The sequence below is a fragment of the Azonexus fungiphilus genome (assembly GCF_003634965.1).
Lineage (GTDB): Bacteria > Pseudomonadota > Gammaproteobacteria > Burkholderiales > Rhodocyclaceae > Azonexus > Azonexus fungiphilus.
Genome location: NZ_RBXP01000019.1, coordinates 145,401 through 165,544 on the forward strand (window position 1 = coordinate 145,401; position 20,144 = coordinate 165,544).

The 20,144-nt window shown below is 68.3% G+C and carries 18 protein-coding genes; 6 read left to right on the forward strand and 12 right to left on the reverse strand.

What is annotated here, in order from left to right:
• Nucleotide 1: 1 nt before the first annotated feature.
• The 5 genes from DFR40_RS15595 to DFR40_RS15615 all read right to left on the reverse strand — a co-directional run bounded on the left by DFR40_RS15595 (nt 2) and on the right by DFR40_RS15615 (nt 5,438).
• On the reverse strand, nt 2–304 hold the full coding sequence (locus DFR40_RS15595; RefSeq protein ID WP_121459425.1) for a hypothetical protein: 303 nt from the start codon (nt 302–304) through the stop codon (nt 2–4).
• A complete protein-coding gene (gene alaS / locus DFR40_RS15600; RefSeq protein ID WP_121459426.1) occupies nt 301–2,922 on the reverse strand; it encodes an alanine--tRNA ligase in 2,622 nt (873 codons plus the stop codon). The genes DFR40_RS15595 and alaS overlap by 4 nt, the downstream gene beginning before the upstream one ends.
• A gap of 111 nt (nt 2,923–3,033) precedes the next feature.
• Nucleotides 3,034–3,357: a hypothetical protein gene (locus tag DFR40_RS15605; RefSeq protein WP_121459427.1), complete on the reverse strand. Its 324-nt coding sequence runs from the start codon at nt 3,355–3,357 to the stop codon at nt 3,034–3,036.
• Between the two features lie 54 nt (nt 3,358–3,411).
• Nucleotides 3,412–4,155 (reverse strand): glycerophosphodiester phosphodiesterase, encoded by a 744-nt coding sequence (gene ugpQ / locus DFR40_RS15610; RefSeq protein WP_121459428.1) that lies wholly within the window; start codon nt 4,153–4,155, stop codon nt 3,412–3,414.
• Nucleotides 4,155–5,438 (reverse strand): extracellular solute-binding protein, encoded by a 1,284-nt coding sequence (locus DFR40_RS15615; RefSeq protein WP_170160247.1) that lies wholly within the window; start codon nt 5,436–5,438, stop codon nt 4,155–4,157. Before DFR40_RS15615 ends, ugpQ begins: the two co-directional genes overlap by 1 nt.
• Before the next feature lie 94 nt (nt 5,439–5,532).
• Here DFR40_RS15615 and DFR40_RS15620 point away from each other — a divergent pair, with 94 nt between their 5' ends.
• The 4 genes from DFR40_RS15620 (at nt 5,533) to DFR40_RS15635 (ending at nt 10,427) form a co-directional block, all read left to right on the forward strand.
• Nucleotides 5,533–5,946, forward strand: coding sequence for a hypothetical protein (locus DFR40_RS15620; RefSeq protein ID WP_121459430.1), 414 nt, complete (start codon nt 5,533–5,535; stop codon nt 5,944–5,946).
• A 35-nt stretch (nt 5,947–5,981) separates the two neighbouring features.
• Nucleotides 5,982–8,522 carry a sensor histidine kinase gene (locus tag DFR40_RS15625; RefSeq protein ID WP_121459431.1) on the forward strand — a complete coding sequence of 847 codons (2,541 nt, stop codon included), beginning with the start codon at nt 5,982–5,984 and terminating at the stop codon, nt 8,520–8,522.
• A complete protein-coding gene (locus DFR40_RS15630; RefSeq protein WP_121459432.1) occupies nt 8,515–8,877 on the forward strand; it encodes a response regulator in 363 nt (120 codons plus the stop codon). Before DFR40_RS15625 ends, DFR40_RS15630 begins: the two co-directional genes overlap by 8 nt.
• A gap of 119 nt (nt 8,878–8,996) precedes the next feature.
• Nucleotides 8,997–10,427, forward strand: a complete 1,431-nt coding sequence (locus DFR40_RS15635) for a DEAD/DEAH box helicase (RefSeq protein WP_121459490.1) — start codon at nt 8,997–8,999, stop codon at nt 10,425–10,427.
• 12 nt (nt 10,428–10,439) lie between these two features.
• Here DFR40_RS15635 and DFR40_RS15640 read toward each other — a convergent pair whose 3' ends face one another.
• The 5 genes from DFR40_RS15640 to DFR40_RS15660 are packed head-to-tail and all read right to left on the reverse strand — an operon-like array spanning nt 10,440 to nt 15,972.
• Nucleotides 10,440–11,237 (reverse strand): PP2C family protein-serine/threonine phosphatase, encoded by a 798-nt coding sequence (locus DFR40_RS15640; protein WP_121459433.1) that lies wholly within the window; start codon nt 11,235–11,237, stop codon nt 10,440–10,442.
• A gap of 28 nt (nt 11,238–11,265) precedes the next feature.
• Nucleotides 11,266–12,165, reverse strand: a complete 900-nt coding sequence (locus DFR40_RS15645) for an HDOD domain-containing protein (protein ID WP_121459434.1) — start codon at nt 12,163–12,165, stop codon at nt 11,266–11,268.
• Complete coding sequence (gene glcF, locus DFR40_RS15650) at nt 12,162–13,388, reverse strand: glycolate oxidase subunit GlcF (RefSeq protein ID WP_121459435.1); 1,227 nt, start codon at nt 13,386–13,388, stop codon at nt 12,162–12,164. Before glcF ends, DFR40_RS15645 begins: the two co-directional genes overlap by 4 nt.
• A complete protein-coding gene (gene glcE / locus DFR40_RS15655) occupies nt 13,388–14,482 on the reverse strand; it encodes a glycolate oxidase subunit GlcE (protein ID WP_121459436.1) in 1,095 nt (364 codons plus the stop codon). Before glcE ends, glcF begins: the two co-directional genes overlap by 1 nt.
• Complete coding sequence (locus DFR40_RS15660; RefSeq protein ID WP_121459437.1) at nt 14,482–15,972, reverse strand: FAD-linked oxidase C-terminal domain-containing protein; 1,491 nt, start codon at nt 15,970–15,972, stop codon at nt 14,482–14,484. The genes glcE and DFR40_RS15660 overlap by 1 nt, the downstream gene beginning before the upstream one ends.
• Nucleotides 15,973–16,103: 131 nt before the next feature.
• Here DFR40_RS15660 and DFR40_RS15665 point away from each other — a divergent pair, with 131 nt between their 5' ends.
• On the forward strand, nt 16,104–17,396 hold the full coding sequence (locus DFR40_RS15665) for a GGDEF domain-containing protein (RefSeq protein WP_121459438.1): 1,293 nt from the start codon (nt 16,104–16,106) through the stop codon (nt 17,394–17,396).
• Nucleotides 17,397–17,399: 3 nt separating this feature from the next.
• On the opposite strand, the gene DFR40_RS15670 is transcribed toward DFR40_RS15665, so the two are convergent.
• Entirely contained in the window at nt 17,400–18,698 is a 1,299-nt protein-coding gene (locus DFR40_RS15670; protein WP_121459439.1) for a glycerate kinase type-2 family protein, read from the reverse strand.
• On the reverse strand, nt 18,683–19,456 hold the full coding sequence (gene otnI / locus DFR40_RS15675) for a 2-oxo-tetronate isomerase (protein ID WP_121459440.1): 774 nt from the start codon (nt 19,454–19,456) through the stop codon (nt 18,683–18,685). Before otnI ends, DFR40_RS15670 begins: the two co-directional genes overlap by 16 nt.
• A 63-nt stretch (nt 19,457–19,519) precedes the next feature.
• Here otnI and DFR40_RS15680 point away from each other — a divergent pair, with 63 nt between their 5' ends.
• A complete protein-coding gene (locus DFR40_RS15680) occupies nt 19,520–20,116 on the forward strand; it encodes a cob(I)yrinic acid a,c-diamide adenosyltransferase (protein WP_121459441.1) in 597 nt (198 codons plus the stop codon).
• Nucleotides 20,117–20,144 lie beyond the last annotated feature (28 nt).

Here is a 20,144-nt window from a genome sequence, read left to right on the forward strand (position 1 = left end):
CTCAGCGCAGCTTCGGATTGAGCGAGCCGCGGTTGTAGTCCTTGTCGCCCGGCGTCACGTAGCGGCCGATGCCGCCGACCATGATGCCCTGCGAGTCGATCGGCCGGGTCTGGTTCTCCGGATAGTCGGCAGCGAGCTTGCGCGCTGCCTCGGCCTTCGCCGGATCGACGTACTCCCAGCGCCCGTTCGGGAAAAGCCGGACTTTTTCGCCGTCGACCGTGGACGCCGCCAGCGGCGTCCGCGGGAGTTCGTCCGCCAGCGCCGGCACCGCGACCAGCGCGGCGATCAGACAGAGGCGCTTCACAGCTTGCCTGCGACCCAGGCGGCCACCGAGGCCAGCGCCGCCGGCAGGTTCTCCGGCTGGGTACCGCCGGCCTGCGCCATGTCCGGACGCCCGCCGCCCTTGCCGCCGACCTGCTGGGCGACCATGTTGACCAGCTCGCCGGCCTTGACCTTGGCGGTCAGGTCGGCGGTGACACCGGCGATCAGCGTCACCTTGCCGTCGGCCACCGAAGCGAGCAGGATCGCCGCCGACTTCAGCTTGTCCTTGAGCTTGTCCATGGTCTCGCGCAGCGTCGCCACGTCGGCGCCTTCCAGCGTTGCCGCCAGGACCTTCGCCCCCTTGACCTCGACCGCGCCGGCGGCCAGGTCGTCGCCCTGCGAGGCGGCCAGCTTGGACTTCAGGCGGGCCAGTTCCTTTTCCAGCGAACGGACGTTGTCGAGCATGCCGGCGATGCGCTCGGCGATGTCGTCCGGCTGCGTCTTGAGCAGCGCCGAGATGCCGGCGACGCGGGTCGCCTGTTCCTGGACGTAGGCCAGCGCATTGGTCCCGGTGACCGCTTCGACGCGGCGCACGCCGGCGGCGACGCCGGCTTCGGAGACGATCTTGAACAGGCCGATGTCGCCGCTGCGAGTGACGTGGGTACCGCCGCACAGTTCCTTCGACGAACCGATGGCGACGACGCGCACCTCGTCGCCGTACTTCTCGCCGAAGAGCATCATCGCGCCCGACTTCTGGGCGTCGTCGAGGCCCATCACGCGGCTGTCGGTGGCGGCGTTGGCGAGGATCTCGGCATTGACGATTTCCTCGACCTCGCGCAGCTCTTCCGCGGTCAACGGCGAATTATGGGCAAAATCGAAACGGGTCTTGTCCGGATCGACCTGCGAACCCTTCTGCTGGACGTGGGCGCCGAGCACTTCGCGCAGCGCCTTGTGCATCAGGTGGGTGACCGAGTGATTGCGGGCAGTGGCGGCGCGGGCAACGGCATCGACGCGGGCACCGACTTCCTGGCCGACGGCCAGCTTGCCGGTCTTGAGGATGCCGTGGTGGCCGAACACCGCAGCCTGGATCTTCAGCGTGTCCTCGACCGCAAAGATGCCGCCGACCCCCTTGAGCTCGCCACGGTCGCCGCACTGGCCGCCGGATTCGGCATAGAACGGGGTGTGGTCGAGGACGACGACACCGAGGTCGCCTTCGTGCAGTTCAGCGACTGCCGCACCGTCCTTGTACAGCGCCAGCACCTTACCCTTGGCTTCAAGCGATTCGTAGCCGTGGAAGGTCGTTTCGGCGCCGGCATATTCGAGGTTGGCGGCCATCTTGAACTTGCCGGCGGCACGCGCCTGCTCCTTCTGGCGGGCCATGGCGGCGTCGAAGGCGGCGCCGTCGACGGTGACGTTGCGCTCGCGGCAGATGTCGGCGGTCAGGTCGAGCGGGAAGCCGTAGGTGTCGTGCAGCTTGAACGCGGTTTCGCCGTTGAACACCGTGACGCCCTTGTCGGCCATCGCGGCGAGTTCGCCTTCGAGGATTTCCATGCCGTTCTCGATCGTCGCGAAGAAGCGGTCTTCTTCCTGTTTCAGCGTGGCGACGATCTTGGCCTGGTTTTCCTTGAGTTCCGGATAGGCTTCGCCCATCTCGCCGACCAGGTCGGGGACGATGCGATGGAAGAAGGCGGCGCGGGCGCCGAGCTTGTAGCCGTGGCGGATGGCGCGGCGGATGATGCGGCGCAGGACGTAGCCGCGGCCTTCATTGCCCGGGATGACGCCGTCGGCAATGAGGAAGGAGCAGGCGCGGATGTGGTCGGCGAGCACCTTGAGCGACGGCGAGTTCATGTCGGCGTCGCTGGTTTCGCGGGCGGCGGCGGCGATCAGCGCCTGGAACAGGTCGATCTCGTAGTTGGCATGCACGCCCTGGAGCACGGCGGAGATGCGCTCCAGGCCCATGCCGGTGTCGACGGAAGGCTTGGGCAGCGGATGCATCACACCGGCTTCGTCGCGGTTGAACTGCATGAAGACGTTGTTCCAGATCTCGATGAAACGGTCGCCGTCTTCTTCCGGCGATCCCGGGGGGCCGCCCCAGTGCTTCTCGCCGTGGTCGTAGAAGATCTCGGTGCACGGACCGCAGGGGCCGGTGTCGCCCATCATCCAGAAGTTGTCGGAAGCGTAGCGGGCACCCTTGTTGTCGCCGATGCGCACGATCTTCTCGGCCGGCACGCCGACTTCCTTGTGCCAGATGTCGTAGGCCTCGTCGTCCTCGGCATAGACGGTGACCATCAGCTTTTCCTTCGGCAGGCCATAGACCTCGGTGAGCAGCTCCCAGGCGTACTTGATCGCATCGCGCTTGAAGTAGTCGCCGAAGCTGAAGTTGCCGAGCATCTCGAAGAAGGTGTGGTGACGGGCGGTGTAGCCGACGTTCTCGAGGTCGTTGTGCTTGCCGCCGGCGCGCACGCATTTCTGCGAGGTGGTGGCGCGGGTGTAGGGGCGCTTGTCGAAACCGAGGAAGACGTCCTTGAACTGGTTCATGCCGGCGTTGGTGAACAGCAGCGTCGGATCTTCATGCGGCACCAGCGAGCTGGACGAGACGATCTGGTGGCCCTTGGCGGCAAAGAAGTCGAGGAATTTCTGGCGGATTTCGGCGCTTTTCATTTGAGTCCGGCTTGAATACGAAACCGATGATTTTAAATGAAAGTGCCGACGATCAGCGCGCCGGCAAAGAAAAACCCGCCGGCGGCGGGTTGTTCGCGGACGCGCACGGGATTAATGGCGGTACTGGCGATCATGCTTCTGCCGGGCGATGTGCCGGCTCTGCACGTTCTGCGCCTGGTTCAGCCGGGCCCTTTCCTGGCGCGTGACGACGCCGTCGGCCTTGGCCCGCGCCTCGACGTTATCGACATGCTGCTGGCCGCGCTCGAGGCGGTTGGCCTCGTGCTGCGTCAGGCTGCCGGAAGCGATTCCCTGATCGATGCGACGTTCCTGATTGGCCTGCTGCTGATCGACTTGCGGGGTATTGGCCTGGGCGAGAACAAGGCCATGCAGTGCCAGCGACAGGCTCAGCGCTACCAGATGCTTGATGGATTTCATGATTTTCTCCCGGGAAACGATGAACGAACTTGCAGTTCGCATTACAGGGAAAAATCAGGCCGACGGTTGCAAGCGATTGTAAGCAGCCGTTTCCGCCACGGCGAGGTCGAGGCGATCGGTGAACAAGGCGGCAACGCCGCCGGCAAACAGCGTTTTTGCCTGTTCCGGGCAGTTGACCGTGAAACAGAGCAGCGGCACCCGGTGCGCCGCGGCCGCCGCCAGCAGCTGACCGTCGACCTGGCCGGCAGCGCAGTGCAGCGTGCGCGCATCGAGTTCGACGAAAGCCGCGTGCCAGTCTGCGGGAACCTGGTCGTAGAGCAGGCCGCGCGGCAGCTGCGGCGCCCGGTCGCGAACCACCGCCAGGGCTTCCAGGGAAAACGAGGAGAGCAGCGGCAGGTGCGCGCTGCCTTGCCAGACCGCGAGCGCCACCTGCGCCACGGCCTCGGCGGTGGCGCGCTCGTAGCCGCCGGCCGGCTTGATCTCGACATTGGCCAGGAGGCCGAGCTCGCGGCACAGGCTGGCGGCCGCCCGGAAAGTCGGAACCGGCTCGCCGTCACCGGCATCGAGCGCGAAAAGAACGGCGTCCGCCGTTTCGGCAACGCGGCCGCGGCCGTTGGTCGTCCGTTCCAGGGTTTCGTCGTGGATCAGCACCGGCGTGCCGTCGGCCGACAGCATCACGTCGAACTCGACCGCCCGCAGGCCGAGCCTGGCCGCCAGCCGGATGCCGGCGAGGGTGTTCTCGGGGGCCAGCGAGCCGCCGCCGCGGTGGGCAATCCAGCGCGGCAGCGACGGCAGCATCAGAAGGGCTGCGCCTTCTTCAGCGCCGGCTTGGCACCGAGCACCGAGTTGCCGCGGACGACGGCGGTGTCGAGCGCCGCCTTGGCCGGCTTCTGGTCGGCCCAGACGGCAGCCAGCTCCTCGTCGGCGATGATCCGCGTACCGTCGATGTTGGAGACGCGCAGGTCGGCGCTGTCGGCCTTGCCCTGCAACGACGCGTAGGCCGCGTCGAGTGCCTGGCGACCATCCTGGAGCAGGCTGCTGAGGGCGGCCCGGCGGGCGGCTTCGGTGAGCGGCAGGCCGCCGTGGTTGCGCACCAGTTCGATCTGGATTTCCGGCGACAGCAGGAAGGAGACGAAACGCGCCGCCGCCTTGTATTCCGCCGCCGGCTTGCCGGCCCCGACCCAGACCGCCGGACCGTCGGCCAGCGCCGGCCGGCGACCGCCGTAAACATCGTCGTGATAAGGCAGCGGCGCAACGCCGAGTTCGACGCCGCGGGCGTCCTGGAAGTCGGCGTATTCGCGCGAATCGGTGGTCAGCATCGCACACTGCCCCTCGCGGAAGCGCTGGCTGGCCTCGTTGCCCTGGCCGTACTGGCGGAAATAGCGGGCCTTGCTCCAGGTCGCCATCATCGCGACGTGCTTGACCTGCGGCAGCGCATTGAACTTGAGACCGCCCTTGGCATCGGTCGCCGGCACGCCGGAAACCGCGCTGACGTTGTCGATATGCACCCAGACCGGCCACGACGAGGCGTACGGACAGTCGTAACCGGCCGACTGCAGCTTGTCGAGGTAGCCCTGCATCTCGAACCAGGTCTTCGGCGGCACTTCCGGATCGAGCCCGGCCTTGCGCAGCGCGTTCTTGTTGTAGAACAGCACCGGCGTCGAATAGAGCACCGGCAACGCGACGACGCGGCCGCGGGCATCGGTGACGCCCGGCCGCAGCACTTCCGGCAGGCTCAGCGAGAGCGGCGCACCGGCCTTGCTCATCATCGCGTGCAGCGGCACGAAATCCTTCGGCTGGCTGAGGACCTCGCTGGTCTGGTAGCGGCTGAGCAGGTTCAGCGTCGCCGGCTTGTCGCCCTTTTCGAGACGCACCAGCTTGATCGTGTTGCCGGTTTCGCGATGGTAGCGCTCGATCATCGCAGCCAGCCGGGCGGCATTGGCTTCGTCGAGGTTGTGGGCCAGTGTCGGTTCGACCGGCGCCGCCTTGGCGGGTGCCTTGGCCGGCGGTTTGGCGGCCAGCGCGGGAACGGAGAAGACGACGGACAAGGCGAGCAGCAGGGGACGGACAACAGGCAGCATGGAAAACATCCGGCAAAAAAACGAGGGCGAATTATAGCGCCGCATCGCTGTCGCGATTTCGACAGATCGGTGACAGATATGCGAGAATCGCCACATGCTCAATCGTGCCTTTTTGCTTGCCTTCGCCCTCCTTGCCCTGACCGGCTGCGACCAGGTCGCCGGCAAGCTCGGCCTCGAGAACCCGGCCCAGAAGGAAGCCAAGAACGACGCCGAAGGCCGTGCCGTCGGCAGCGCCTGCCGCCATTCCGGCCGGGCCATCGAGGATTGCTACGCGATCTACGGCTGGCTGCCGAAATCGAGCATTTACGCCGGCTGGCGCGAGATGGACGAATACATGCGCGACAACAAGCTGGAGACGATTGCGCCCCAGTTGCCGCCACCGGAACCGCCGGGCACCAAGAAGAAACGCCCGGCTGCTGCCACAGAGCCGGCTGCCGAAACGACCAAGGAAGCGCCGCCGGCAGCCGAGGACAAGAACGAAGCACGGAGCGAAGGCGGCAAGCACTGATCCGCCGCCGGAACAGGCCCCGGGAGACAAACGCGATGCACGGGTGGCAAAAGTTCCTGCAGGGAATCCGCGGCAAGCTGATCGGCATTTTCGTCCTGATCAAGGTCGTTCCGCTGCTGCTGCTCGCCTGGTTCGCCTGGCACACCGCCCAGCAGCTCGGCGCCAGCGTCGCCACCCAGGCCGGCGAGATGGCCGACGCCTCGCTGCAGACGATCCAGGAAATCGGCAAGACCGTCACCGAGGATTCGATCCGCGCCCTCGACGAGCGTTCGCGCGAGGCGATCGAGGCGCTGACCACCGACGCCGCGCGCAACATCGCCAACTTCCTCTACGCCCGCGACGCCGACATCCTCCAGGCGGCCGGCAGCGAACTGAGCGAAGCCGGCTTCCGCCGCTTCGTCGAACAGCGCCGGCGCACGCTCTACCGGCACGGCCCCTGGCGACTGGCCGCCGACGGCAGTGCCTGGCAACCGGAAAACCCGGTCACCCGCGAGGCGAAGGTGACCCGGCCGATCCTCCCGGACAACGCGCGCAACTTCCACGCCCGGCCGCCGGAATACCTGGGCGAAGCCGAATCGCGACCGCTCTTCGTCGAAATGACCTACATCGACCTGGCCGGCAACGAGAAGATCAAGGTCACCACCGGCGATCTCACTGAAAAATCGCTGAAAAACGTCGTCGACCGTCAGAATACCTTCGTCCGCGCCGAGACCTACTTTCCCGAACTGAAGAAACTCAAGCCCGGCGAAATCCACGTCTCCGAAGTCATCGGCGCCTACGTGCCGAGCGACGTGATCGGCCCCTACCTGCCCGAGCGCCTGGCCAAGGCCGGACGGCCATTCGCCCCCGAGCAGTCGGCCTACGCCGGCACCGAGAACCCGGTCGGCAAGCGCTTTCGCGGCATCGTCCGCTGGGCGACGCCGGTCGTCCAGGGCGGGCGCATCACCGGCTACGTGACCCTGGCGCTCGACCACGACCACATTCGCCAGTTCACCGACCGGCTGATGCCGACCGGCGAGCGCTACACGCCGATCATCGACGCGATCAAGGGCAACTACGCCTTTCTCTGGGACCACAAGAGCCGCGCCATCGCCCACCCCCGCGACTACATGATCGCCGGCTACGACCCGGCAACCGGCGACCCGGTCCCGCCCTGGCTGGACAGCGAGTTGTACGCCGAATGGCAGGCCAGCGGCAAGCCGGCGCACGAGTTCCTGGCCGGCGTCGCCCCCTTCCGCGACCAGCGCCTGACGCGCAAGCCGGCACCGGAACAGGCCAAGGCCGGCCAGACCGGGCTCGACTGCCGCTATCTCAATTTCTCGCCGCAATGCGACGGCTGGAACGCGCTGACCGAACACGGCGGCTCCGGCTCCTTCGTGATCTTCTTCTCCGGCCTGTGGAAGCTCACCACCGCCGCCGCCATTCCCTACTACACCGGGCAGTACGGCAAGTCGCCGCAAGGCTTCGGCTTCGTCACCATCGGTGCCAACGTGGACGACTTCCACAAGGCGGCCACCGACACGGCCGCCAAGATCAACACGCTGATCAGCGACAAGGACCGGCAGTTCAAGCAGCAGCGCGGCGACCTGCTCGACAGCATCGCCGCCAGCCTGAAGACGACGGCGATCGGCCTGTGGGGATCGACACTGCTGATGATCGTCGTCGTCATCCTGATCGCGATCTGGATGGCCAACCTGCTGACCGGCCGGATCACCTCGATGATCGCCGGCATCCGCGCCTTCCGCGACGGCGACCTCGGCCACCGACTGGACGACCGCAGCCGCGACGAGATGGGTGAACTGGCACGCTCGTTCAACGCGATGGCCGATTCGCTGGCCGACTCGATCCGGCGCATCGATGAAGCCCGCCAGAAGGCCGAGGAAGCCAGCCGTGCCAAATCCGCCTTCCTGGCCACCGTCTCCCACGAACTGCGGACCCCGCTCAACGGCATCCTCGGCTTCGCCGACCTGCTGCGCAGCGACCTGCACAACCCCGACCACCTGGAATACGCCCGGGTCATCCACCAGAGCGGCGAGCACCTGCTCAATCTGGTCAGCGAAATCCTCGATCTGGCCAAGATCGAAGCCGGCGAGATGCAGTTCCAGGAAAGCGCGATCCCGCTCCACGGCTTCCTCGAAGCCAGCCTGGCCATCCACCGCAGCAGCGCCGCCGCCAAGGGGCTGACGCTGTCGCTGCAGCTTGGCGGCGGCCTGCCCGACTACCTGCACGCCGACCCGACCCGGCTGCGCCAGGTGATCAACAACCTGCTCAGCAACGCGATCAAGTTCACCGTCAGCGGCAGCGTCATCCTGCGCGCCGATGCCGACCCCGAATTCATCCGCATCGCGGTCATCGACACCGGCCCCGGCATCGCCCCCGAGTTCCACGAGACGGTCTTCGAGAAGTTCAAGCAACTGGAGAACTTCCTCACCCGCGAACACGGCGGCACCGGCCTCGGGCTGGCCCTGGTCCGGCAACTGGTCGGCCACATGGGTGGCCGGGTCACGCTCGAGTCCGAGCCGGGCGCCGGCGCCACCTTCACCATCCACCTGCCGCGCAAGGAGCCGCATGACTGAACGCCTCGCCCTGATCGTCGACGACCACCCGACCAACCGCCTGATCGCCAGCGCCCTGCTGCGCAAGCTCGGCTGGCAGACGCACGAGGCCGACTGCGGCGAAGCCGCGCTGGCCCTCGCCGCCAGCCACGCCTTCCGGCTGGTCCTGCTCGACATCAGCATGCCCGGCCTGTCCGGCGAAGCCACCTGTGCCAGCCTGCGCCAGCGGACCAGCGAAGGCGGCATGCACATCGTCGCCTACACCGCCCACGCCTTTCCCGAGGAGCGCGAACGCTTCCTCGCCGCCGGTTTCGACGATATCCTGGTCAAGCCGATCAGTCGCGAACGTGTCGAAGCCCTGGTCGCCGATCTCTAGAATCGACAAACTCGCCCGGTGCATGCCGGCCGGAGCGGGTATAATTCCGGCCCATGTCTGAAATCAATACGTTAGCTGACAACTCGGTCAGCCCCCCGCCTGCCGACGCAGCCCCCGACATCACCTTCGCCGACCTCGGCCTCGCGCCCGAACTGCTGCGCGCCCTGAACGACATGGGCTACAGCAAGCCGACGCCGATCCAGGCCAAGGCCATCCCGCTCGTCGTCAGCGGCAAGGACATCATGGGCGGGGCGCAGACCGGCACCGGCAAGACCGCCGCCTTCACGCTGCCGATCCTCCAGCGCATCCTGCCCTTCGCCAGCAGCAGCCCGTCGCCGGCCAAGCATCCGGTGCGCGCGCTGATCCTGGCGCCGACCCGCGAACTGGCCATGCAGGTGTTCGAGTCGGTCAAGGATTACAGCAAGCACACGCCGATCCGCGCCATGTGCGCCTACGGCGGCGTCGACATCAAGCCGCAGATCGCCGAGCTGAAGAAGGGTGTCGAAGTCCTGGTCGCCACGCCGGGCCGGCTGCTCGACCACGTCGAATCGAAGAGCGTCAGCTTCAACTCGGTGCAGGCGCTGGTCCTCGACGAAGCCGACCGCATGCTCGACATGGGCTTCATCCCCGACGTCACGCGCATCCTCAACATGCTGCCGCAGCAACGGCAGAGCCTGCTTTTTTCGGCCACCTTCTCGGAAGAGATCAAGAAGCTCGCCGACACCATGCTCAAGCAGCCGGTGCTGGTCGAAGTCGCCCGCCGCAACCAGGTGTCCGAAACCATCACCCACCGCGTGCACCCGGTTTCCGAGTACGGCAAGCGCGGCCTGCTGACCAAGTTGCTGAAGTCGGGCGAGATCCGCCAGTGCATCGTCTTCATGCGCACCAAGCAGGGCTGCTCGCGCCTGACCCGGGAACTGCAGCGGGCCGGCATCCAGGCCGACGCGATCCACGGCGACAAGAGCCAGCTCGACCGGATCAAGGCGCTCGAAGCCTTCAAGGCCGGCCAGACCCATGCCCTGATCGCCACCGATGTCGCCGCCCGCGGCCTCGACGTCGACGACCTGCCCTACGTGATCAACTACGAACTGCCGCACACGCCCGAAGACTACGTGCACCGCATTGGCCGCACCGGCCGTGCCGGCAAGTCGGGCAACGCGATTTCGCTGGTCAGCGCGCACGAGGTCGGCTACCTGATCGAGATCGAGAAGCTGATCAAGCGGCCGATCGAGCAGATCGAGATCGCCGGTTTCGAGCCCGAGGCCGAGTACGAATACCCGCCGGGCAACAAGAAGAAGCGCAGCGCGCCGCCGGCACGGGCGCCGCTGGCCACGCGTCCGGAACGCGGCGAGCGCCACGAACGGCATGAGCGGCCGGCCCGCCGCAACCCGATGATCGCCGCCGACGGCTTCGACTTCAGCAAGCCCTACGAATCGACGACCCCGGTCAGCGACCTGCCCGATTCACCGAAAGCGCCGGCCAAGGCCGATCCACACAAGCCGAAGCGGGTCGTCGCCGCGCTGCTCGGCGGCCTCGGCCGCAAGACCTGAGCCGGCCCCGGCTCAGGCGCCGCCGCGCGGCACGAAGCCGGCCGGCGGCCGGGCCTTCGGCACTTCCACCTCGACCAGCCGGATCACCGCCAGCGACAGGTTGTCGCCGGCACCGGCCGCCCGCTGCCGGGCCAGGTCGATGATCTTCTCGCAAGCCGTGCGCGCCGAATTGCCGGCGAGCAACTCGCCCATTTCGGCTTCGTCGAAATAGGCCCAGATGCCGTCCGAACAGAGCATGAAACTGTCGCCGGCGCGCAGGTCGGCAGTTTCGGCAAAGCTGAAGCGCGGCTCGTCCTGCCCGCCGAGCGAGGTCATCAGCACGTTGCGGTTGGGATGGGTGAGCGCCTGCGCCGGCGTGATCTTGCCGGTGGCGACCAGATGTTCGACAAACGAGTGGTCGACCGTGCGCGTCAGCAACTGACGGCCGCGATAATGGTAGAGACGGCTGTCGCCGCAATACCCCCAGCTCGCCAGGCCCGGCTGCAGCAGCAGCATGACGGCGGTGCTGTGCGGGTCCTTTTCGTTCATGAAGCGCGAGGCCTTGATCATCGTGTGCGCCTCGCGCATGCTGTTTTCCAGCAGCCAGCGGGCGCTTTCCTCGACCGGCGCGAAATGCTCGAGATTGGTGCGCGCCGTGTGCAGCACCTGCTCCGCAGCCAGCGCGCCGCCGGTGTGGCCGCCCATGCCGTCGGCAACGACGGCCAGCGCGATGCCCTTGCGGCGCACGTGCGGCAGGATCGCGACGCGATCCTGCTGTTCCTTGCGATCGCCCTGATGCTGGGCGGCGCAGGCATCCACTGCTATCGGCATTAGCCCTCCCTCTTGGCCGCGCAGATTATCACGAAACCCCGGCCTGAATGCCGCCGCGGAAGCGCTCCAGAATGTCGTCGACGAACTCCGGCAGGGTGTCGTCGCCAAGGCCGAGCTCGGCCAGCACCTCGCCCTTGACATCGTCCCATTCGGGATTCGGCATGTGCTGGTCGCGCGCATGCACCTCGATCGCCAGCTGCAGGATGGCGACCATGCTGCGCGACTCGTGGTCGCCCAGTTCGTTCATCGCATGCTGGTGACGGATGGCATCGCAGATGAAGCCGGGCAGACACCAGTGGCGGGCGACCAGATAGCCGACGACGGCATGGTCGCTGTTGAACTTGCGATCCTCCTCGCGCCAGTTTGCCCAGTGGCCGGGCGTGCCCAGGCGCATTTCCCGGCAGTAGCTGGGAAAGCGCTGCAGCAGCAGGGGCACGCCGCAAGCATGGAAGATGCCGGCAAGATAGGCCTGGTCGGGGAACAGGTTGCAGACGGCGATGCGCTCCTCGGCGATCAGCATGGCCAGTTCGCCGACCGCCTGCGAACGCGCCCAGAACGCCTCGTACACGCGCTGCTCCTTGCGCACCGCGGCGTTGCCGGCGAGGGCGATGGCCTGCGCCAGGCGATAGGTCTGCTCGACGCCGACCGCGTGCAGGATCTGCTCGACCGACTCGAACGGCTGGTGCTTGCGGTAGGCGGCATTGCCGACCACCTTGAACAGCATCGCGGTCAGTCCCGGATCTTGGTTAACGGTCCGGGCAATCAGCCGGACGTCGAGCTCGTGGCGGGCGATCAGCTTGCGCAACTCCTCGAGCACGCGCGGCTGCGCCGGAATGCGCACGCCGCCCTCGAGCACGCGCTTGACGCGGGCGACGTCCTGCTCGCCCAGCGTCGCGGTAAGGTCCCTGATCGAGGGCGCTTTGGTCATGTCAATGCCTCATCCATCAATTCTATCCAGTGGCGGACCGGGATCGCCGATCCGCCCTGCAAATGCGTCAGGCAGCCAATGTTGGCCGTGGCGATCGCCGCCGGCCCGCCGCCGTTCAGTGCCGTCAACTTGTTGTCGCGCAGCCTTTTCGCCAGCGCCGGCTGCAGCAGCGCGTAGGTCCCGGCCGAACCGCAGCACAGGTGGGCGTCGGCCACCGGCGTCAGCGTGTAGCCGGCCGCCTGCAGCAGCGGCTCGACGACGCCGCGGATTTTCAGCCCATGCTGCAGTGTACACGGAGAATGGAAAGCCAGCTTGCCGCGTTCGGCCGGGACCAGCAATTCGCCCAGGCGGGCGGCCTCGCCGGCGACGACTTCGGACGGATCGCGGCACAGCGCGCTGATCGTTTGCGCCTTGGCCGCGTAGCCGGCATCGTCAGCGAGCAGGTGGCCGTAGTCGCGCACCTGGACGCCGCAGCCGGAGGCGGTGACGACAATCGCCTCGATCCCGGCTGCGACATGCGGCCACCAGGCGTCGATGTTGCGCCGGATGTCGTCGCAGGCCGCCGCCGGATCGTCGAGATGCTGGCGCAAGGCGCCGCAGCAGCCGGCCTTCTTTTCCTCGAACAAGGCGATGCCGAGGCGGTCGAGCACGCGCGCCGTCGCCGCGTTGATGTTCGGCGCCAGGGCGGACTGAACGCAGCCGGCCAGCGCCAGCATGCGCCGCGGGTGGCGGTCGGTTTCCGGCCACGGCCGGCGCTCGGCCACTGACGGCAGCTTGTCGGCGAGCGCCGACGGCAGCAGCGGCTTGAGCGCGCGACCGAGCGCCACTGCCGGCCCGAACAGCGCCGGTCGCGGCAGCACCGCCTTGAGCAGGGCGCGCGGCAGGGCCTCACGGAGCGGCCGCTGCAGCTTGGCCTCGACGACCTGGCGGCCGATGTCGAGCAGGTGCGCGTAATCGACGCCGGACGGGCAGGTCGTCTCGCAGGCACGACAGCTCAGGCAGCGGTCGAGGTGCAGGCGGGTCCTGGCCGTCACCGGCTGGCCCTCGAGCACCTGCTTGATCAGGTAGATGCGGCCGCGCGGCCCGTCGAGCTCGTCGCCGAGCAGCTGGTAGGTCGGGCAGGTGGCGGTGCAGAAGCCGCAATGCACGCACTTGCCGAGGATCTCGGCGGCAAGCTGGCCGGCGCGCGTGGCGCGGTATTCGTCGGTGAGCCGGCTATCCATCAGAACTCCGCGTAGAGTCGGCCGGGGTTGAGGATGCCGGCCGGGTCGAAGACCTTCTTCAGCCGCCGGTGCAGGGCGAGCAGCGCCGGCGCCAGCGGGGTGAACGGATCGACGCGGCAGCGCAGCGATTCCGGCGCCCGGTACAAGGTCGCATGGCCACCGGCCGCCGTTGCCGCGGCGCGGATCGCCGCCGCGTCGATGTCGCCGGCGTACCAGCGCAACGCGCCGCCCCATTCGATCGCGCACAGGCCGTCGACCGCCAGGGCCGGCGCCGTCGAGGGCAACGCGACGCGCCACAGCGGCGTCGCGGCGAAGGCCGGATGCGTCTGCTCGCGCACCGAAATCCAGGTTTTTTCGCCGTCGACCGTCAACTCGCCGCCCAGCCGCCGGCGCGCCGCGTCGACCGCTGCCGCCGCGCCGGACAGGCGCAGCAGCAAACGTCCATCGTGCCAGAACGCCGCCGACAGCGGCAGCGGCTGCGCGCCCCAGTCGTTCAGGCGGCGCACCGCCTCGTCGGCAGCGCAGGCGAAGGCCAGCGTGGTCTCGGCGACCGGCTTCGGCAGCACCTTCAGCGTCGCCTCGGCGATCACGCCGAGCGTGCCCAGGCTGCCGGCGATCAGCCGCGAGACGTCGTAGCCGGCGACGTTCTTCATCACCCGGCCGCCAAAGTCGAGGACCTGGCCGCGGCCATCGACCAGCGTCACGCCGAGCACGAAATCGCGCACCGCGCCCGCCTGCATCCGGCGCGGCCCGGCCAGCCCGGCGGCCAGGCAGCCGCCGAGCGTGGCTCCGGTTTTTGCCGGAATCTGACGGTCGACCGTCGCATTCGCCGAAAAATGCGGCGGCTCGAAGGCCAGCATCTGGCCGTGCTCGGCCAGCACCGCCTCGATCTCGGCGAGCGACGTGCCGCATTTCGCGGACAGGTAGAGCTCGGTCGGCTCGTAGGCGACGATGCCGCGATGGCCGCTCAGGTCAAGCACCTCGCCGGCCAGCAGGCCACCGTAGAAATCCTTGCTGCCGGCACCGCGCAGGCGCAGCGGCGTGCGTCCGGCGTGGGCGGCGCGGATCGCCGCGACGATCTCGTCCCGCGTCATCAGAAGCGCTCCAGGTCGGGGAACTTGAGTTCGCCGCGATGCACGTGCATGCGCCCGTATTCGGCGCAGCGGTGCAGGCTGGGAACCGCCTTTTCCGGGTTGAGCAGGCGCTTCTCGTCGAAGGCTGCCTTGACCGCGTGGAAGGTTTCCAGCTCGGGCGTCGCGTACTGCACGCACATCTGCTTGATCTTCTCGATGCCGACGCCGTGCTCGCCGGTGATCGACCCGCCGAGCGCCACCGACAGCTCGAGGATCTCGGCGCCGAAGGCCTCGGCCTTCTCCCAGTCGCCGGGCAGCGACATGTCGTACATGATCAGCGGATGCAGGTTGCCGTCGCCGGCGTGGAAGACGTTGGCGCAGCGCAGGCCGTATTTCCGCTCCATGCCGGCGATGGCTGCGAGCATTTCGGCCAGGCGTTTGCGCGGAATGGTGCCGTCCATGCAGTAGTAGTCCGGCGTGATCCGCCCGACCGCCGGAAAGGCCGCCTTGCGCCCGGCCCAGAAGCGCAGGCGCTCGGCTTCCGACTGCGACACGCGGATGTCGCGGGCACCGCAGCCGGTGAGCACGGCGCGCACGCGGGCGATTTCCTCGGCGACCTCCTCCGGCGTGCCGTCCGACTCGCAGAGCAGGATGGCCGCCGCGTCGAGGTCGTAGCCGGCCTTGACGAAGGGCTCGACGGCAGCGGTCGCCGGCTTGTCCATCATTTCCAGCCCGGCCGGGATGATGCCGGCGGCGATGATCGCAGCGACCGCGTCGCCGGCCTGGGCGACGTCGTCGAAGGAGGCCATCACCACCTGGGCGAGTTCGGGTTTCGGCACCAGCTTGACCGTCACTTCGGTAACCACGCCGAGCAGGCCCTCGGAACCGATCAGCAGGGCGAGCAGGTCGTAGCCGGGCGCATCCGGCGCGGCGCTGCCGATCTCGAAGATTTCGCCCTCGATCGAGACGACGCGCAGACGCAGCACGTTATGCACGGTCAGCCCGTACTTCAGGCAATGCACGCCGCCCGAGTTTTCGGCGACGTTGCCGCCGATGGTGCAGGCGATCTGCGACGAGGGATCGGGCGCATAGTAGAGGCCGTAGGGCGCCGCCGCTTCCGACACGGCGAGGTTGCGCACGCCCGGCTGGACGACGGCGCTGCGGCTGTCACGGTCGACCTTGAGGATGCGGTTGAAACGCGCCAGCGACAGCACGACACCCTCGGCATGCGGCATCGCGCCGCCGGACAGCCCGGTGCCGGCCCCGCGCGCCACCACCGGCACGCCGAGCTGGTGGCAGGTGCGCAGCACATCGACCACCTGGCCCTCGTTTTCCGGCAGGCAGACGGCCAGCGGCATTTCCCGGTAGGCGGTCAGCCCGTCGCATTCGTAGGGACGCAGGTCCTCGTCCTCGACCAGCAGGCAGTGGGCGGGCAGGATCGCCCGGAGGCGGCTGACCAGGGTCTTGCGGTCGGTCGCGACAATGGCGTCGCTGGGGTCGACTTGGCTCATCCGCCGATTGTAAACCGCCGCCGCCGGGCCGCCTATCCGGGGCAAGCCCGAGCGGTGCACACAGAAATTTACCGAGTCCCGGCAGGCCCCGGCCTATAATCGTGCCTCGATCAAAAAACCCAGAAAAATCAATGGGACAGATCAACGAAGCCGGCTGGCGCACGACGCACAACCGGCAACTGCTCGAACGCCTGCTGCACGATCTCGACGCCCGCCTGCGCGACGACCCGCCCGACGAGGTGCTGGCCATCGAAAGCACCAGCGTCGCCTGGCCGAGGATCAAGGACTGCCTGCTGGAAACCCTGGTCAGCGGCGACGAGACCCGCTGTCAGGCGATGCTCCGCCAGCTCGCCGGCAGCGACACGCCGTTCATGCTCTTCGCCCACCAGTTCGGCACGCTGCGCAACCTGGTCCTCAAGCAGACCCTGGCTGCTGGCGCAATCGACGACGCGCAGCGGGTGATGGCCTTGTTCGAGGAAATGGAAGAAGGCTTCGCGGCAATCTACCTCGAGGTCTTCCTGAACCGGCTGGGCACGCGCAACCACCTGCGCCTGAGCCACATCCGGGTGCTCAGCGACAAGAACCTGCTCAGCTACTTCGAGAGCCATCTCGAATGGATGGCGGCGCTGATCGATGCCACCCGCGCCCGCCTGCCGGCGCAAATGCCGGAACTCGACCCGACCCGCTGCCAGTTCGGCCAGTGGCTGCACGCCGAAGGCCTGCGCCTGATCCGCGACCGCAGCCACATCGAGCAGATCCACCAGTTGCACGAGGCGATGCACCACGTCGTCGCCGAAGTCGGCGAACTGTTGCCGCACCGGCGCGCCAGCGGCCCGCTCTACGCGCTGCTGAAGAAGGCGGAAACCTTCTCGCTCGAACTCGGCAACGAGATTTCGCTGCTCAACAGCATCGTCATCATGAGCGTCTACAGCAAGGACACGCTGACCGGCTTCCTCAGCCGGCGCTTCCTCGACCGGGTGCTGGCCAACCAGATGGAGATCGCCAAGGCGACCGAATCGCCGTTCTCGGTGATCATGTTCGACCTCGACCATTTCAAGGAGATCAACGACCGCTGGGGGCATCCGACCGGCGACCGGGCGCTCGAGCACGTCGCCGGCATCGTCCGCGACACGCTGCGCCAGTCCGACCTGATCTTCCGCTACGGCGGCGAGGAATTCCTGCTCGTCTGCCCGTCCACACCGCAGGCGCAGGCGCGCCTGCTGGCCGACAAGCTGCGCCAGCGGATCGCCGCCAGCCCCTTGCCGAACACGCCACCGATCCCGCTCGCCGCCAGCTTCGGCGTCGTCGAGGTGGCGCCGGCCAGCTACGAGGTGGTCGACACCCGGCTGGTGCACGAGGTCGTCGCCGCCTGCGACGGCAAGCTCTACGCGGCCAAGCGCAGCGGCCGCAACTGCGTGGTCTGAGACTCAGCGGACGAGGATCGCGCGGAAGTCGTTGACGTTGGTCAGCGTCGGACCGGTCACCAGCAGGTCGCCGAGCGCCGCGAAATAGCCCCAGGCATCGTTGGCCGCCAGCGCCGCCCGGCCGTCCAGGCCGAGCGCCCTTGCCCGGGCCGGCGTCTGCGGATCGACGAAGGCGCCGGCATTGTCGTCGCTGCCGTCGATGCCGTCGCTGTCGGCGGCGAGCGCGGCGATGCCGGGCGCGCCGTCGAGCGCCAGGGCCAGGCCGAGCAGGAACTCGCTGTTGCGCCCGCCGCGCCCGCCCTCGCCGCGCAACGTCACCGTCGTCTCGCCGCCGGACAGCAGGACGCAGGGCTTGCCGGCCGGAAAGCCGTGGCGGCTGCAAGCGAGCGCGATGCCGGCATGGACCCTGGCCACCTCGCGCGCCTCGCCCTCGATCGCATCGCCAAGGATCAGCGGCGTGACGCCGCAGCGCAGCGCCTCGGCCGCCGCGGCTTCGAGCATCTGCCGGGGCGAGGCGAGCAGGACGAAACGCGAACGCGCCAGGCGCGGATCGTCCGGCTTCGGCGTGGCCAGTTCGCCGGCGGCGAGCCGGGCGCGCAAGGCCGGATCGAGGGGAATCCCGTAACGCTCGAGGATGGCCAGCGCCGCCGCGGCGTCGCCGGGGTCGCCGACGGTCGGGCCGGAAGCGATCGCCGCCGGGTCGTCGCCGGGCACGTCGGAGATCGCCAGCGTCAGCACCGGTGCCGGCCAGGCCGCCAGCGCCAGGCGCCCGCCCTTGATCGCCGAAAGCTGCTTGCGCACGCCGTTGATCTCGCCAATGCTCGCCCCCGAGCGCAACAGCACCGATGTGAGCGCCCGCTTCTGTAGCAGCGTCACGCCCGCGGCCGGCGCCGCCAGCAGGGCCGAGCCGCCACCGGAAATCAGCGCGAGCACGCGATCGTTGACGGTCAACCCGCCAACCAGCGCCAAAATGCGCGCCGCCGCCGCTTCGCCGGCGGCATCGGGGACCGGATGCGCGGCCTCGACGATCTCGATGCGCGAACAGGGCACGCCGTGCCCGTAGCGGGTCACGACCAGCCCGCTCAGCGGCCCCGGCCAGTGCGCCTCGACCGCCCTGGCCATTGCCGCCGAAGCCTTGCCGGCGCCGACGACGATCAGCCGCCCGCCCGGCTCCGGCGGCTCGATCGCGGCCAGCGCCGGCGGCACGCAGCGGGCCGGGTCGGCCGCCGCCAGGCCGGCAGCGAAAAGGCGCCGCAGCAGTTGGCGCGGATCGTCGAGGTGAGCGTTCACTTCGTCAGCCATGCCAGCCCCGCTTCGGTCGTCGTCATCGGTTGGTATTCGCAGCCGACCCAGCCGGCATAGCCGAGCCGGTCGAGCAGCGCGAACAGGAAGGGGTAGTTGATCTCGCCGCTGCCCGGTTCGTGGCGCCCGGGGTTGTCGGCGATCTGAATGTGGCCGATGCGCTCGAGGTTGGCCTCGATGGTGCGCGCCAGGTCGCCCTGGATGATCTGCGCGTGGTAGAGGTCGAGCTGGACGCGGACATTGTCACGGTCGACCGCCGCACACAGCGAAAAAGCACGGCCGACGTCGTCGAGCCAGTAGCCGGGCATGTCGATGCGGCTGTTGATCGGTTCGATCAGCACGCTCGCGCCGAGCGCGGCGAAGCGGTCGGCGGCATGGCGCAGGTTGGCGATGTAGGTGGCGGTCAGCCGGGCCTCGTCGACGCCGGCCGGGCGCAGGCCGGCCAGGCAGTGCACGCGCCGGCAGCCGAGCGCCTCGGCGTAGGCCAGCGCCTGCTCGACGCCGGCGGCGAATTCCTTTTCGCGTCCCGGCAGGCAGGCGATGCCACGCTCGCCGGCCGCCCAGTCGCCCGGCGGCAGGTTGAAGAGCACCTGCTGCAGCCCGGCGTCGCGCAGCCAGCCGGCGATCTCGGCGGCCGGCCAGGCATACGGAAAAAGGTACTCGACGCCGGCAAAACCGGCCGCGGCGGCGCGCGCGAATCGCTCGGGAAAGGGCTGCTCGGCGAACAGGAAACTGAGGTTGGCGGCGAACTTTGGCATGACGGCGACAGTCTGTGCGGGGCTGGAAAGTATAATTCGCCGTTCACCAAGGAGAAGGCAATCGTGGATAACCAAGAACAAAACGAACGCAAAGGCGATGAACGCAAAGGCAATCGCCTGTCGAAGATCGTCACCCGCACCGGCGACGGCGGCACCACCGGTCTCGGCGACGGCAGCCGGACGACCAAGGACAGCCTGCGCATCGCCGCCATCGGCGAGGTCGACGAGCTGAACTCCAGCCTCGGCCTGCTGCTCTGCGAGGAACTCCCGGACGCCGTGCGCACTGCGCTGCTCGACATCCAGCACGACCTGTTCGACCTTGGCGGCGAACTCTGCCTGCCCGGCATGGCGCTGATGAAGGACGCCCAGGTCGAGCGCCTCGAGCAACTGGCCGAAACCTTCAACCGCGAGCTGCCGATGCTCAAGGAGTTCATCCTACCCGGCGGCACGCGGCCGGCGGCGCTCGCCCACCTCAGCCGCACCATCTGCCGTCGCGCCGAGCGGGCAATGGTCGCCCTGCACCACGCTGAAGCGCTATCCGATGCCGCCCGCCGCTACATCAACCGCTTGTCCGACCTGCTCTTCGTCTTCGGGCGCAGCCTCAACCGCGCCGGCGGCCGCGGCGACGTGCTCTGGCAAAAGGCCAAGAACGCCAGCTGAGGCTTGCTAGCAGCGGCGCCGGCGCCGC

Bases quoted from the DNA above. Each gene is read 5' to 3' on its own strand.
- alaS (WP_121459426.1), bottom strand. From the start codon at position 2,922: ATGAAAAGCGCCGAAATCCGCCAGAAATTCCTCGACTTCTTTGCCGCC.
- DFR40_RS15605 (WP_121459427.1), bottom strand. From the start codon at position 3,357: ATGAAATCCATCAAGCATCTGGTAGCGCTGAGCCTGTCGCTGGCACTG.
- ugpQ (WP_121459428.1), bottom strand. From the start codon at position 4,155: ATGCTGCCGTCGCTGCCGCGCTGGATTGCCCACCGCGGCGGCGGCTCG.
- DFR40_RS15615 (WP_170160247.1), bottom strand. From the start codon at position 5,438: ATGCTGCCTGTTGTCCGTCCCCTGCTGCTCGCCTTGTCCGTCGTCTTC.
- DFR40_RS15620 (WP_121459430.1), top strand. From the start codon at position 5,533: ATGCTCAATCGTGCCTTTTTGCTTGCCTTCGCCCTCCTTGCCCTGACC.
- DFR40_RS15625 (WP_121459431.1), top strand. From the start codon at position 5,982: ATGCACGGGTGGCAAAAGTTCCTGCAGGGAATCCGCGGCAAGCTGATC.
- DFR40_RS15630 (WP_121459432.1), top strand. From the start codon at position 8,515: ATGACTGAACGCCTCGCCCTGATCGTCGACGACCACCCGACCAACCGC.
- DFR40_RS15640 (WP_121459433.1), bottom strand. From the start codon at position 11,237: ATGCCGATAGCAGTGGATGCCTGCGCCGCCCAGCATCAGGGCGATCGC.
- DFR40_RS15645 (WP_121459434.1), bottom strand. From the start codon at position 12,165: ATGACCAAAGCGCCCTCGATCAGGGACCTTACCGCGACGCTGGGCGAG.
- glcF (WP_121459435.1), bottom strand. From the start codon at position 13,388: ATGGATAGCCGGCTCACCGACGAATACCGCGCCACGCGCGCCGGCCAG.
- glcE (WP_121459436.1), bottom strand. From the start codon at position 14,482: ATGACGCGGGACGAGATCGTCGCGGCGATCCGCGCCGCCCACGCCGGA.
- DFR40_RS15660 (WP_121459437.1), bottom strand. From the start codon at position 15,972: ATGAGCCAAGTCGACCCCAGCGACGCCATTGTCGCGACCGACCGCAAG.
- DFR40_RS15665 (WP_121459438.1), top strand. From the start codon at position 16,104: ATGGGACAGATCAACGAAGCCGGCTGGCGCACGACGCACAACCGGCAA.
- DFR40_RS15670 (WP_121459439.1), bottom strand. From the start codon at position 18,698: ATGGCTGACGAAGTGAACGCTCACCTCGACGATCCGCGCCAACTGCTG.
- otnI (WP_121459440.1), bottom strand. From the start codon at position 19,456: ATGCCAAAGTTCGCCGCCAACCTCAGTTTCCTGTTCGCCGAGCAGCCC.